Origin of the sequence: Ramlibacter cellulosilyticus, from assembly GCF_014297465.1 — a bacterium.
Lineage (GTDB): Bacteria > Pseudomonadota > Gammaproteobacteria > Burkholderiales > Burkholderiaceae_C > Ramlibacter > Ramlibacter cellulosilyticus.
In genome coordinates this window covers 203,938-217,504 of the sequence record NZ_JACORT010000002.1, presented here as the reverse complement: position 1 = coordinate 217,504, position 13,567 = coordinate 203,938, and the positions used below count along the sequence as shown (strand labels likewise).

At 67.3% G+C, this 13,567-nt stretch carries 12 protein-coding genes; 4 read left to right on the top strand and 8 right to left on the bottom strand.

Annotation, left to right across the window (positions count from 1 at the left end; translation table 11 throughout):
* Positions 1–6: 6 nt before the first annotated feature.
* Both H8N03_RS06925 and H8N03_RS06920 read right to left on the bottom strand, forming a co-directional pair.
* Positions 7–1,305, bottom strand: a complete 1,299-nt coding sequence (locus tag H8N03_RS06925) for a metal-dependent hydrolase family protein (RefSeq protein ID WP_187075425.1) — start codon at positions 1,303–1,305, stop codon at positions 7–9.
* Positions 1,306–1,320: 15 nt separating this feature from the next.
* The gene (locus H8N03_RS06920) at positions 1,321–2,112 is read right to left on the bottom strand and encodes an alpha/beta fold hydrolase (protein ID WP_187075424.1); all 792 of its coding nucleotides are present in this window, start codon (positions 2,110–2,112) and stop codon (positions 1,321–1,323) included.
* 295 nt (positions 2,113–2,407) lie between these two features.
* On the opposite strand from H8N03_RS06920, the gene H8N03_RS06915 reads away from it, so the two are divergent.
* Entirely contained in the window at positions 2,408–3,010 is a 603-nt protein-coding gene (locus H8N03_RS06915; RefSeq protein WP_354005088.1) for a TetR/AcrR family transcriptional regulator, read from the top strand.
* A 136-nt stretch (positions 3,011–3,146) separates the two neighbouring features.
* Here the strand turns inward: H8N03_RS06915 and mnmE are convergent, their stop codons facing one another.
* From mnmE to rpmH, 6 genes are all read right to left on the bottom strand, one after another.
* Positions 3,147–4,613: a tRNA uridine-5-carboxymethylaminomethyl(34) synthesis GTPase MnmE gene (gene mnmE / locus H8N03_RS06910; RefSeq protein ID WP_187075422.1), complete on the bottom strand. Its 1,467-nt coding sequence runs from the start codon at positions 4,611–4,613 to the stop codon at positions 3,147–3,149.
* 47 nt (positions 4,614–4,660) lie between these two features.
* Complete coding sequence (locus H8N03_RS06905) at positions 4,661–5,056, bottom strand: universal stress protein (protein WP_187075421.1); 396 nt, start codon at positions 5,054–5,056, stop codon at positions 4,661–4,663.
* Positions 5,057–5,231: 175 nt separating this feature from the next.
* A complete protein-coding gene (gene yidC, locus H8N03_RS06900) occupies positions 5,232–6,956 on the bottom strand; it encodes a membrane protein insertase YidC (protein ID WP_187075420.1) in 1,725 nt (574 codons plus the stop codon).
* Positions 6,953–7,222: a membrane protein insertion efficiency factor YidD gene (yidD, locus tag H8N03_RS06895; protein WP_187075419.1), complete on the bottom strand. Its 270-nt coding sequence runs from the start codon at positions 7,220–7,222 to the stop codon at positions 6,953–6,955. The genes yidC and yidD overlap by 4 nt, the downstream gene beginning before the upstream one ends.
* Positions 7,219–7,620, bottom strand: coding sequence for a ribonuclease P protein component (locus H8N03_RS06890; RefSeq protein ID WP_187075418.1), 402 nt, complete (start codon positions 7,618–7,620; stop codon positions 7,219–7,221). Before H8N03_RS06890 ends, yidD begins: the two co-directional genes overlap by 4 nt.
* Before the next feature lie 40 nt (positions 7,621–7,660).
* On the bottom strand, positions 7,661–7,795 hold the full coding sequence (rpmH, locus tag H8N03_RS06885) for a 50S ribosomal protein L34 (RefSeq protein WP_027101598.1): 135 nt from the start codon (positions 7,793–7,795) through the stop codon (positions 7,661–7,663).
* A 182-nt stretch (positions 7,796–7,977) separates the two neighbouring features.
* Here rpmH and dnaA point away from each other — a divergent pair, with 182 nt between their 5' ends.
* From dnaA to gyrB, 3 genes are all read left to right on the top strand, one after another.
* Positions 7,978–9,390, top strand: a complete 1,413-nt coding sequence (dnaA, locus tag H8N03_RS06880; RefSeq protein WP_187075417.1) for a chromosomal replication initiator protein DnaA — start codon at positions 7,978–7,980, stop codon at positions 9,388–9,390.
* 229 nt (positions 9,391–9,619) lie between these two features.
* Positions 9,620–10,726, top strand: coding sequence for a DNA polymerase III subunit beta (gene dnaN, locus H8N03_RS06875; protein WP_187075416.1), 1,107 nt, complete (start codon positions 9,620–9,622; stop codon positions 10,724–10,726).
* Positions 10,727–10,876: 150 nt separating this feature from the next.
* Positions 10,877–13,483 (top strand): DNA topoisomerase (ATP-hydrolyzing) subunit B, encoded by a 2,607-nt coding sequence (gyrB, locus tag H8N03_RS06870; protein WP_187075415.1) that lies wholly within the window; start codon positions 10,877–10,879, stop codon positions 13,481–13,483.
* The last annotated feature ends 84 nt before the right edge of the window (positions 13,484–13,567 follow it).

The following is a 13,567-nucleotide window of genomic DNA, read 5'->3' as shown; positions in this document are numbered from 1 at the left end:
CGCTCCTCAAGCCGCCCAGCGGGTGTGTCGGGTGGTCGCGTCCTGCCGCACGGGCGGGGCGCGGTGGAACTCGCCGTCCTTCATCACGGCGAGCAGCCGGCGCTTGTCCTGCAGCACGGCGATGTCCTCCAGCGGGTCGCCGTCCACGAGCAGCAGGTCGGCGAGGTAGCCTTCCTGGATCTCGCCGATCTGGCGCTTGAGCTTCATCATGGGAGCGCCCCAGGCGGTGGCGGAGAGCAGCGCCTCCATGGGCGACATGCCGACCATCTTCACGAAGTACTCCAGGTCCTTCGCGTTGGTGCCGTGCGGCGTCCAGGCGAAGCCGTAGTCGCCGCCCGGCAGGATGCGCACGTCGCGGCGGCGCAGCGCCTTCATCGTCTCGATCGCTGCTTCGAGCTCGCGGAAGTAGCCCATGCCGCGCGCCACGGCGGGCGTGATGCCGTACTCGCTGGCGTGGTGGCAGGTGTTGATCAGCCAGGCGAGGCCCGGCGCGATGAAGTGCTCCTTCTTGTGCTCCTCCAGCAGGTCCAGCGCTTCCTCGTCGGCGAAGCTCGCGTGGTAGATCACCTCGATGCCGTGGCGCACGCACAGCTTGATCGACCTGGTGGAACGCGCGTGGGCGGCGACGCGCTTGTTCCAGGCCTTGGCTTCCTCGACGCAGGTGGCGATCTCGGCTTCGGTGAACTGCGAGGCTTCGCTCGGGAAGCCCGTGATCGACTCGCCGGAGAGGTTGATCTTGAGCGAGTCGACGCCGTACTTCGCGAACATGCGCACGCAGCGCCGCATCTCGTCGCAGCCGCTCACGACGGCGCCGAAGGCGAACTCGGGCTGGGGCAGGTGCGGCTGCGTGGTGTCGCCCAGGCCGCCGGGGACGGTGATCTCCTGGCTGGCCGCGAGGTAGCGCGGGCCGACGATGGTGCCGTCGTTGATCGCGTTGCGGATCACGACGTCCAGCCGCGGCTTGGCGGTGGCGGCGCCGACGCAGGAGGTCCAGCCCATGTCGAGGTAGCGCTTGGCGATCTGCGCGCACCAGAGGATGTGCTCCTCGGGCGGCATGCGCTGGATGGCGTCGAGGCTGGGCTGGTCGTTCCAGGCGAAATGCGTGTGCGCCTCCACCAGGCCGGGCATGAGGAAGGCGCCGGCGGCATCGACGACCGTGACGCCGCCGACCGGCGCGTTGCGCACGCCGGCGCCGCTGCGCGTGACGCGGCTGATGCGGTTGCCCTGCACGAGCACCTCGCCGCGGAAGGGCTGGCTGCCCGAGCCGTCGAAGACGCGCGCATTGGTGAACAAGACGTCTGCCATGCTTTGCCTCGGTGTTCAGCGTTGCGCCGGGAGGAAGGCGCGCAACTCGCGCGCGCAGTCTTCCGGGCGTTCGATGGGTGTCCAGTGCCCGCAGCGGTTCAGGATGACGGTGCGCAAGCTCCTGGCCTGCGTGAAGCGTTCGGCCATGTTGCGGACGGCTTGGGGTGGGGCGACCACGTCTTCGTCGCCGGTCACCAGCATGGTGGGCGCGGCGATGCGTTCCACGGTGGCGGGCTTGCAGTCCGCGAGCGCGAAGCAGTTGCGGGCATAGCCTTCCGGGTCCTGCCGCATCAGGCTTTCGCGCACGTACGCCACGGCGACGGGTTGGCGCTGGCGCGTGTCGGTCGACGTCGCGGCGTCGACGAGGGCCAGCGCGATCTCGTGCATGCCGCGCAGGCCTTCGGCCTTCGCTTTCTCGCCGCGGGCGCGGATGTTCGTGCGCGCCGTGTCGCTGGGGGCGAGCAGCGGCCCGAACAGCGAGAGGCTGCGCACCAGGTGCGGCTGCGCCGCGGCGAGGTGCTGGGCGACGATGGTGCCCATGGAGTGGCCCAGCACGTGGGCGCGGCTGACGTTCAGGCGGGCGCAGACGTTGGCTGCCGCTTCGACGAGCTTCTCCATCGTGAGCGTGCCGCCCGCGCTGGCCGACCTGCCGCTCCCGGGCAGGTCCGGACGGATCACGCGGTAGCCGGCGAGCGCCGGCATGAGGGGCGTCCAGGTGTTGGAGTCGCCGCCCAGCCCGTGCAGGCAGAGAACGGCATCCCCTTCGCCGTCTTCCTCGACGGCGAGTCGCTCGATGCTGTGGAACACGGTCGTCTCAGGCGGGCGCCGAGCCGCGGGCGCGGGCGGCTCGTCGCGAGCCGCGGGAATGCCGGGTTGCCATGCGCATGGTGATCCTCCCCATTGCGTCTGAACCACTGACGATCCGCACCTGGCGCCGAGACGCCAGGACCGTTTTGAGACACCCGTCTCAAATTGGCCGGGTCATGATAAGCAGAAGCCACATTGACCCGCAACGGCCATGCGGCACCATCCACCCCCGGAGTTACCCTTGCCCAAGAAACAACTGATACCGACTGCGGCACCGCCACCGCCGAGCAGGGGCGTGCGCGCTTCCACCTTCAAGCTGCTGATGGACACGGCGATGGACCTGATCCAGCAGGACGGCCACATCCCCTCCATCGCGGAAGTCGCCGTGCGCTCCAACGTGTCGCGCGCGACGGCGTATCGCTACTTCCCGAGCCGCAGTGCGCTGATCACGAGCGTGGTGGATGCTTCGCTGGGCCCGGTGCGAAGCGCTCCGCTCGGCACGGATTCCGATGCCGAGGATGCGCGCGAGCGCGTGCACGCCGTGTTCAAGACGACCTTCCCGCGCTTCGAGCAGTACGAGCCGCAGTTGCGCGCCGCGCTGCAGCTGGCGCTGGAGCAGTGGGCGCTGCAGCGCGCCGGCTTGCTGGAGGAGGAGCCGTACCGGCGCGGGCACCGGGTGGGGATCCTCTCGACCGCGCTCGCGCCGCTGAAGGGCGATCTCACGCCGGCGTCGCGCGAGCGGCTGCATCGCGCGCTGTCGGTGCTCTATGGCATCGAGGCTTACACCATCCTCAAGGACATGTGGGGGATGGGGGAGAAGGAGATCGAGAAGACGGTGCTGTGGATGGCGGATGCGTTGATGGAGGCGAGCTTGCGGGAGGGGAAGGGGAGGCGGTGAGCGGTGGAGGTCGGCGCATGCTGGGGTGAACTTCGTTCAACCCAGCCTACGAAGGTTTCGTTCGACCCAGCCTACGAAGGGCCCGTAGGCTGGGTTGCGCGAAGCGCACCCCAGCAACCCCTTCCCCCCGCAGCCATCACTTCCCGATGCAGAACCTGCTGAAGATCACCCCCAGCAGGTCGTCCGCACTGAACTCCCCCGTGATCTCCGACAACGCGTTCTGCGCAAGCCGCAGCTCCTCCGCGAGCAGATCCAGCGCCTGCGCCTGGCGCGCAAGGTGCGCAGCCGCTTCCATCAGATGCGCGTCGACGCGCCGCAGCGCGTGGAGGTGACGCTCGCGGGCGATGAAGACGCCTTCGGGGGCGGCCTGCCAGCCGGCGATCTCCAGGAGGTGCTTGCGCAGCTTGTCCAGGCCATCGCCGGTCCTGGCGGAGAGCGTGATCGACGGTGCGTCGGTGGGGTTCGCTTCGCTCACCGTCCCCGCGTCGCGGGCCACCCTACCAGTGGCGTCCGATGTAGGGTGGCCCGCCGCCAGGCGGGGAAGGTGAGCGAAGCGAACCCCACCGTCGACCGCATCCGCCTTGTTCCACACATCGATCACCGGCACGTCCACCGGCAGCTTCGCCGCGATCGCCGCGTCGGCGGCCTGGTAGTCGGCGGAGTCCGCCCGCGTCAGGTCGTGCAGGAACACCACCGCGTCCGCCTTCTCGATCTGCCCCCACGCGCGCTCGATGCCGATCTGCTCCACCTGGTCCGCGCCTTCGCGCAAGCCCGCGGTGTCCACCACGTGCAGCGGCACGCCTTCGATCTGGATCGTCTGCCGCACGACGTCGCGCGTCGTGCCCGCGATCGGGGTCACGATGGCGAGCTCGGCGCCCGCCAGCGCATTGAGCAGCGAGCTCTTGCCCGCGTTCGGCTGGCCCGCGATCACCACGTGCAGGCCTTCGCGCAGCAAGGCGCCCTGGTGTGCGCGCTGCATCACGCGCGCGAGATGGGACTGCAGGCGTTCCAGCTGGCCCTGCGCATCGGCCTTCTGCAGGAAGTCGATCTCCTCCTCGGGAAAGTCGAGCGTCGCCTCCACCAGCATGCGCAAGTCGATCAGCGCATCGCGCAGCGCATGGATCTCGCGCGAGAACTCGCCGGCCAGCGAACGCGTCGCGCTACGCGCCGCGGCTTCCGTCGACGCATCGATCAGGTCCGCGATCGCCTCGGCCTGCGCGAGGTCGAGCTTGCCGTTGAGGAACGCGCGCTGCGTGAATTCCCCTGGCTCCGCGACACGCAAGTTGATCGAAGCACCCGCCTCCAGGCAGCGCGCCAGCAGCAGCTGCAGCACCACCGGCCCGCCGTGCGCCTGCAGCTCCAGCACGTCCTCGCCCGTGTACGAATGCGGCGCGGGAAAGTGGATCGCCAGCCCCTGGTCGATCGCGCTGCCGTCCGCGGCGCGGAAGGGCCCGTACACCGCCTGCCGCGGCGGCAGGTCGCGCGGGCAGATCGCGGCGATGATCGACGAAACGTCCTTCGCCGAGACCCGCACGATGCCCACCGCGCCGCGCCCGGGAGCGGTGGCGATGGCGGCGATGGGCTGGTCGAGGCGGGAGAGCATGGGGGCGGATTATCGGACCGCCGCGCGGAACGCGCCGCCGCTGCGCCCTAACGCACCAGCGTCACGGGAATCCGCGAGCGCCGCGCCACCTCCAGCGCCACGGATCCGAGCGTGGCGGCGGCGGCAGCCCCGAGCCCGCGCGTTCCCATGAAGACGAAGTCGCACCCGAGCTCCTGCGCGCAGGCGAGGATCTCGTCCTCCGCTCGCCCGGTTCGCACGTGGGGGACCACGCGGCGGTGCGCGCCCAGGGCCATGTCCTGCGCCTGCGCGAGCATCGCCGCGCCCCGGGCGTGGGGCGATGCATCCGCGCCCGCGTCGGCGGGCGGCTGCACGTTGAGCAGGTGGAGCGTCGAATCCGCGGCGCCGCCGAGTTCCTTCAGCGCCAGCGAAAGGGCGCGGTACGCGGCGGGCGAGCCGTCGATGGGCACGAGGACGACGTTCACGGGCTTCTCCCTGCTGGGTTTGCGCGCTGCGTGGGCGTGCGAGGGCAGTATCGCGCGGAATGGGGGGAGCGGGAAAAGAAAAGGGCCGCAAGCGCGGCCCTTCACTGGGTCCCCGCCTCCGCGGGGATGACGGAGGGGGAAGCGGGGACGACGGAGGGGGAAGCGGGGACGACGCCTATTTCTTCGCGTCGTTCGCTGCCGCCTGCCCGAACTTCGGCAGGTTGAACTCCGGCGGCACGCCCATGCGGACGTTGATCAGCCACTGCTGCGCGATGGACAGGATGTTGTTCGTGATCCAGTACAGCACCAGGCCGGCCGGGAAGAAGAAGAACATCACCGAGAACACCAGCGGCATCAGCCACATCATCTTGGCCTGCATCGGGTCCGGCGGCACCGGGTTCAGCGCCGTCTGCAGCAGCGTGGTCAGCGTCATGATCGCCGGCAGGATGTAGTAAGGGTCCTGCACCGACAGGTCCTTGATCCACAGGATCCAGGGCGCGCCGCGCATTTCCACCGAGGACAGCAGCACCCAGTACAGCGCGATGAACACCGGGATCTGCACCATGATCGGCAGGCAGCCGCCCAGCGGGTTGACCTTCTCCTCGCGGTAGACGCGCATCATCTCCTGCTGCATCTGCTGCGGGTTGTCCTTGTAGCGCTCGCGCAGCTGCATCACCTTGGGGTTGATGGCCTTCATCTTGGCCATCGACTCGTAGCCCTTGGCCTGCAGCCAGTAGAAGGCAATCTTGATGATCAGCACCAGCGCCATGATCGACCAGCCCCAGTTGCCGATGAAACCGTGCAGCGTGGAGAGCAGCCAGTACAGCGGCTTGGCGAGGATCGTGAGCCAGCCGTAGTCCTTCACCAGCTCCAGGCCGGGGGCGATCGCCTCCAGGCGCTTTTCTTCCTCGGGGCCGGAGAAGAACTTGGCCGGCACCGTGGTCGTGGCGCCCGGCGCCACGTTCAGCGGCGTGATCATGCCGACGGCGTACAGGTTGTCGGACACCTTGCGCACGAAGTTGTCGCGCTTGATGCCGTCCGGCAGGATCCAGGCGCTCGCGAAGTAGTGCTGCACCATCGCGACGTAGCCGCCCTCGGAGTTCTTGTCGATCTCCGCCTTGCCCTTCTCGATGTCGCTGAACTCGATCTTGTGGAACTTCTGCGCCGGGGTGTAGACGGCGGGGCCCGTGAAGGTCGAATAGAAGGACGACTCGCCCGGCAGCTTGTTGCCGTCGCGGACCAGCTGCATGTAAAGCTGCGGCGTCACCGCGGCGCCGGAGGTGTTGACCACCTCGTGGCCCACGTTCATGGCGTAGTCGCCGCGCTTGATGGTGTAGGTCTTCACCAGCTTCACGCCGCCCTGCACGGGCGACTCGAAGCGCACGGTCATCTCGTTGGTGCCGTCCTTCAGGGCGCGATCACCGCTGAAGGTCATCACCGTCTTGTGGTTCGGGAAGTCGCCGCCGATCAGGCCCGTCTGCGCCAGGTACACGCGCTCGGCGTTGTGGTTCATCAGCACGAAGGGCTCGCCGGTCTTGTCGCCCGCGTACTTCAGGAGCTCCGTGCGCACGACGGTGCCGCCTTCGGTGTCGAAGGTGACCTTCATGACGTCGTTGCTGACGGTGATCATCTCGCGCGGCGTCGCGGTCGCGGCAGGCGCGGCCGACGGCGGCACGGCGCCCGGCGCGGCGGCGGTCGTCGACTGCGGCACGGTGGCGATGCCGCTGGCGGCGCTCGCATTCGCGCTGGCGGCGGCCGAGGGGGCCTGGGCCGTCGCCGCCGGTTTGCCGGAGGGGAAGAAGGTGGCCTGCTTGCCGTTGTAGACCTGCCATTGGTCCCAAAGCATCACCAGGGAGAAGCCGAAGATCACCCAGAGGATGGTGCGGCGGATGTCGGTCATGGAGATTTCTTCTGTTGTGCGAGTGCGCCCCAGCGCGTGAAGAGCCGCGGGGGATGGTCGGGAACGGGATCATGCCCGCCCGCGCACCAGGGGTGGCAGCGCGCGATGCGCGCGACCGTGAGGTAGGTGCCCGCGGCCGCGCCGTGGCGGTCCAGGGCTTCCAGCGAATACGCGGAGCAGGTCGGCGTGAAGCGGCAGGCGGAGCCTATCCAGGGGGAGAGGGTGAGGCGGTAGGCCTTGACCAAGCCCATGAGGATGCGTTTCATCGTGCAGCCTTCTCGAAAAGCTGCAGCAGCTCCCCGCGCACCGACGCCTTCAGCGGCTCGCTCCAGGCGCTGGGGAAATCCTTGCGCGCGAAGTCCAGCCGCAGCCGCACCACATGGGCGGCCGCGGGCAGGCGATCGGCGTAAGCCGCGCTCACGGCGTAGATCTGCCGCTTGATGCCGTTGCGGGTGACGGCCCGCTTCGCATGGCGCTTGGGCACCACCGCGCCGATCCAGGGTTCGTCCCGGACGGCAAACAGCGCCTGGCTCTTGTCAGGCGCAGGCGCTGTGGGGTGGGACGGCTCGAATGCTGCGCGGTGCAGCACGAAATGCGGCGTCCGGGAGACGGTGCCGCCTGCCATCGCTGCCTCGAACTGTGCCCGGGTCTTCAGCCGCTGCACGGCAGGCAGGCGCAGGCTGCGCTTGCTAGGCGTTGCCGGCTCAGACGGCCAGGCGCTTGCGGCCCTTGGCGCGGCGGGCGTTGATCACGGCGCGGCCGCCACGGGTCTTCATGCGGACCAGGAAGCCGTGGGTGCGGGCGCGGCGCACTTTGGAGGGTTGGTAGGTGCGTTTCATGTTGCTTCTCGGGAAAACCCGGCATTATCCCCAAAACCGGGTACCCGGACAAGCAAGTCGGTTGTCAAGCCTCCGGAAGATGACCCTCACAACAGCCTCGGCAGCTTGTGTGGATAAGGTGTTCAGCAACTAGAATGCGCCGTTTCGCGCGACAAAACTAATCCACAGGAGCGACGGGGCACATGAGCGAGGGGCAACAAGGCAGGCTGGCAGCATCGCCGAGCCTGGAAGCAGGCGACAGCCTTTGGCAGGCGTGCGTCGACCAGCTGGCACAGGACCTCCCCGAGCAGCAGTTCAACACCTGGATCAAGCCGCTGACGGCCCAGGTTTCGGATGACTTCTCCAGGGTCACGCTGTTCGTGGCCAACCGGTTCAAGCTGGACTGGGTCCGCGCCCAATACGCAGGCCGCATCGCGGCCGTCCTCGAGAAGCTGTACGGCCAGCCCGTGCCGCTCGAGTTAGCCATCACTCCGCGGGAAACCGGCGCCAGGACTTACGCCACGCCCGCCGTGGCGGCCAATGCGCCGGTGGCCGAGCCGGCCGAGATCGAGGAAGAAGTCGCCCCCGGCGGCTTCAAGAGCCGGCTCAACACGGCACTGACTTTCGACACCCTGGTGGAGGGCACGGCCAACCGCATGGCGCGCGCCGCGGCCATGCACGTGGCCGGCACCCCGGGCCAGCTTTACAACCCGCTCTTCATCTATGGTGGGGTCGGGCTGGGGAAAACCCACCTTGTGCACGCGGTCGGCAACAGGCTGCTCGCGGACAAGCCCAATTCCAAGGTTCTCTACATCCACGCGGAACAGTTCGTCTCGGATGTGGTCAAGGCTTACCAACGGAAGACTTTCGACGAGTTCAAGGAGCGCTACCACTCCCTGGACCTGCTCCTGATCGACGACGTCCAGTTCTTCGCCAACAAGGACCGCACGCAGGAGGAATTCTTCAACGCGTTCGAGGCGCTGCTGGCCAAGAAGAGCCACATCGTGATGACCTCGGACACGTACCCGAAAGGCCTCACGGACATCCACGAGCGCCTGGTCTCCCGCTTCGACTCCGGCCTGACAGTCGCGATCGAGCCGCCCGAGCTGGAAATGCGGGTGGCCATCCTGATCAACAAGGCGCGGGCCGAGAACTCGGAGATGCCGGAAGAAGTGGCCTTCTTCGTGGCGAAGAACGTGCGTTCGAACGTGCGCGAGCTCGAAGGCGCGCTGCGCAAGATCCTGGCGTACAGCCGCTTCAACCAGAAGGAAATCTCCATCCAGCTCGCCCGCGAGGCGCTGCGCGACCTGCTGTCGATCCAGAACCGGCAGATCAGCGTGGAGAACATCCAGAAGACGGTGGCCGACTACTACAAGATCAAGGTCGCCGACATGTACAGCAAGAAGCGCCCGGCCTCCATCGCCCGCCCGCGCCAGATCGCCATGTACCTGGCCAAGGAACTCACCCAGAAAAGCCTGCCCGAGATCGGCGAACTCTTCGGCGGCCGCGACCACACGACGGTGCTGCACGCGGTGCGCAAGATCTCCGGCGAGCGCCAGCAGCTGACGGAGTTGAACCAGCAGTTGCACGTGCTGGAGCAGACGCTGAAGGGGTGAGCCAGGTTGCAACGGTGGGGTTCGCTGTCGCTCACCTGCCGCTTGCGCGCCACCCTACAGGGGGCGCGCCGACCTGTAGGGTGGCGGCGCGCCGGCGCCGGCAGGTGAGCGCAGCGAACCCCACCGGACAGCCCCCGCACCCCCCACCCCGTCGGTGGGTAAGTGCCTGTGAAATAAGCGAAAATAACGGTTTCACCCGCTACAACGACAGCATTAGGAAGAGGAAGACATGATCGTCCTGAAGGCAACGCAAGAAAAACTGCTCTCGGTCCTCCAGTCGGTAGCGGGCATCGTCGAGAAGCGGCACACCTTGCCGATCCTGGCCAACGTGCTGGTGCGCAAGACGGCCGGCAACGTGCAGTTCACCACCAGCGACCTCGAGATCCAGATCCGCACCACCGCGGACATGGACGGCGACGCGGGCAACTACACCACCACCGTCGGCGCGCGCAAGTTGATCGACATCCTGCGCACCATGCCCAGCGACCAGACGGTCAGCCTCGAATCGAACCAGAACAAGTTGATCCTGAAGGGCGGCAAGTCGCGCTTCACCCTGCAGACGCTGCCGGCCGAAGACTTCCCCCTGGTGCAGGAAGCCCCGAGCTTCGGCCCCGTGTTCTCCGTGCCGCAGAAGACGCTGAAGGACCTCCTGAACCAGGTCTCCTTCGCGATGGCGGTGCACGACATCCGCTACTACCTCAATGGCATCCTGTTCGTTGCCGAAGGCAAGGCGCTGTCGCTGGTGGCCACCGACGGCCACCGCCTCGCGTTCGCCTCCGCGAACCTGGATGTCGAAGTGCCCCGCCAGGAAGTGATCCTGCCGCGCAAGACGGTGCTGGAGCTGCAGCGCCTGCTGTCCGATGCCGAAGGCGCCATCGAGATGCAGTTCGCCAACAACCAGGCCAAGTTCGCGTTCGGCGGCATGGAGTTCGTGACCAAGCTGGTCGAGGGCAAGTTCCCCGACTACAACCGCGTCATCCCCAAGAACCACAAGAACAGCGTCACGCTCGGCCGCGCGCCGCTGCTGGCCAGCCTGCAGCGCACCGCCATCCTGACCAGCGAGAAGTTCAAGGGCGTGCGCCTGAACCTCGAGCCCGGCACGCTGCGCGTGGCCAGCAACAACGCCGAACAGGAAGAAGCCGTGGACGAGCTCGACATCGACTACGGTGGCGATGCGATCGAGATCGGCTTCAACGTCACCTACCTGATCGACGCCCTGGCCAACATGGACCAGGACATGGTGAAGATCGACCTGGCCGACGCCAACAGCTCCGCGCTGGTCACGATCCCGGAGAACGCGAGCTTCAAGTATGTCGTGATGCCGATGCGCATCTGAGAGAGATGTGATGTGCGGAAAGCTGGGGTCGGCTGCGCCGAACCCAGCCTACGAACTGCGGGAATGCCCCGCGGGCTGGGATTCGCGAAGCCGACGTAGGCTGGGTTCGCGAAGCGACCCCAGCGATTGGTAAGTCAAGCAAAGCAGGTTATGGCCCAAGATCACGTGAACCCCCTCCCGCCCGAAGACCAGAACGGCCAGCCCGCCGTTCCTCCCGCCGGGGCCGGGGACTACGGCGCCAGCTCCATCCAGATCCTCGAAGGCCTGGAAGCCGTGCGCAAGCGCCCCGGCATGTACATCGGGGACACCAGCGACGGCACCGGCCTGCACCACCTGGTCTTCGAGGTCGTCGACAACTCCATCGACGAGGCCCTGGCCGGCCACTGCGACGACATCGTCGTCACCATCCACACCGACAACTCGATCAGCGTCACCGACAACGGCCGCGGCATCCCCACCGGCATCAAGTGGGACGACAAGCACGAGCCCAAGCGCAGCGCCACCGAGATCGCCCTGACCGAGCTGCACGCCGGCGGCAAGTTCAACCAGAACAGCTACAAGGTCTCCGGCGGCCTGCACGGCGTGGGCGTGAGCTGCGTGAACGCGCTGTCGTCCATGCTGCGCGTGGTGGTCCGCCGCGAAGGCAAGGTGCACGAGCTGGAGTTCAGCAAGGGCTTCGTCGTCAAGAGCGGCGAGGTGCACGAGGAGACGGGCCCCACCGGCGAGAAGGCGGTGATCCGCCCGATGAACATCCTGGGCGACACCGACAAGCGCGGCACCGAGGTGCACTTCCTGCCGGACACCACGATCTTCAAGGAAAACAACGACTTCCACTACGAGATCCTGGCCAAGCGCCTGCGTGAACTCTCCTTCCTGAACAACGGCGTGCGCATCCGCCTGCACGACGAGCGCACCGGCAAGGAAGACGACTTCGCCGGCGCCGGCGGCGTGAAGGGCTTCGTCGAGTTCGTGAACAAGGGCAAGCAGGTGCTGCACCCGAACGCCTTCACGGCGATCGGCGAGAAGCAGAGCGACCAGGGCACCATGATCGGCGTCGAGGTCGCGATGCAGTGGAACAGCGGCTACAACGAGCAGGTCCTCTGCTTCACCAACAACATCCCCCAGCGGGACGGCGGCACCCACCTCACGGGCCTGCGCGCGGCGATGACGAACGTCATCAACAAGTACATCGAGGTCAACGAGCTGGCCAAGAAGGCCAAGGTGGAGATCTCCGGCGACGACATGCGCGAGGGCCTCACCTGCGTGCTGAGCGTGAAAGTGCCCGAGCCCAAGTTCTCCAGCCAGACCAAGGACAAGCTGGTCTCCAGCGAAGTGCGTGGCCCGGTGCAGGACGTGGTGGCCGCCAAGCTGGCCGAGTACCTGGAAGAGCGCCCCAACGACGCCAAGATCATCGTCGGCAAGATCATCGAGGCCGCCCGCGCGCGCGAAGCCGCCCGCAAGGCGCGCGAGATGACGCGCCGCAAGGGCGTGCTGGATGGCATGGGCCTGCCCGGCAAGCTGGCGGACTGCCAGGAGAAAGACCCGGCCCTGTGCGAGATCTACATCGTGGAGGGCGACTCCGCCGGTGGCTCCGCCAAGCAAGGCCGCGACCGGAAGTTCCAGGCCATCCTGCCCCTGCGCGGCAAGATCCTGAACGTGGAGAAGGCGCGCTACGAGAAGCTGCTGACGTCGAACGAGATCGTGACCCTGATCACGGCTCTCGGCACCGGCATCGGCAAGGCCGCGGTGGAAAGCGGCAAGAGCGGCGCCGACGACTTCGACGTGGCCAAGCTGCGCTACCACCGCATCATCATCATGACCGACGCGGACGTGGACGGCGCCCACATCCGCACGCTGCTCCTCACCTTCTTCTACCGCCAGATGCCCGAGCTCGTGGAGCGCGGCCACATCTACATCGCGCAGCCCCCGCTGTACAAGGTGAAGAGCGGCAAGGAGGAGCTGTACCTGAAGGACGGGCATGAGCTCGATGGCTTCCTGCTGCGCATCGCCCTGAACGGCGCGCGCGTGGAAACCGGCGGCGCCGACAACCGCGTGATCGAAGGCGACACGCTGCAGGAGCTGGCGCGCAAGCACCAGGTGGCCGAGAGCGTGATCAACCGCCTCTCCGGCTTCATGGATGCCGAGGCTCTGCGCGCCATCGCCGACGGCGTGCGCCTGAACCTGGACACCGTGGCGGACGCGGAGCAGAGCGCGGTGGCGCTGCAGGCAAAGCTGCAGGAGATCGACCGGCTGACGAATGCGGCGCCGGCGGAAGTGGCGGGCGAGTTCGATGCGCGGACGGACAAGCCGATCCTGCGCATCTCGCGCCGGCACCACGGCAACGTGAAGTCCTCCGTGCTGACGCAGGACTTCGTGCATGGGGCGGATTACAAGGCGCTGGCCGAGGCGGCGGATACCTTCCGCGGGCTGCTGGGCGAAGGTGCCCTGGTGAAGCGCGGGGAGGGGGAGAAGGCGAAGGAGGAGCGCGTGTCCGACTTCCGCTCCGCGATGAAGTGGCTGATCTCGGAAGCCGAGCGCACCACGTCCCGCCAGCGCTACAAGGGGCTGGGAGAGATGAACCCCGAGCAGCTGTGGGAGACCACGATGGACCCGAACGTGCGTCGTCTGCTGCGCGTGCAGATCGATGATGCGATCGAGGCGGATCGGGTGTTCACGATGTTGATGGGGGATGAGGTGGAGCCCAGGCGCGACTTTATTGAGACGAATGCGCTGAGGGCAGCGAATATCGACGTCTAAGTTCTAGGCGCTGCCTTGGGCACAAGAAGGGGCACAACGCGGCTGGCGTGTGCCCCATTTTTCTTTACTCCTGGCCTGTGAGGA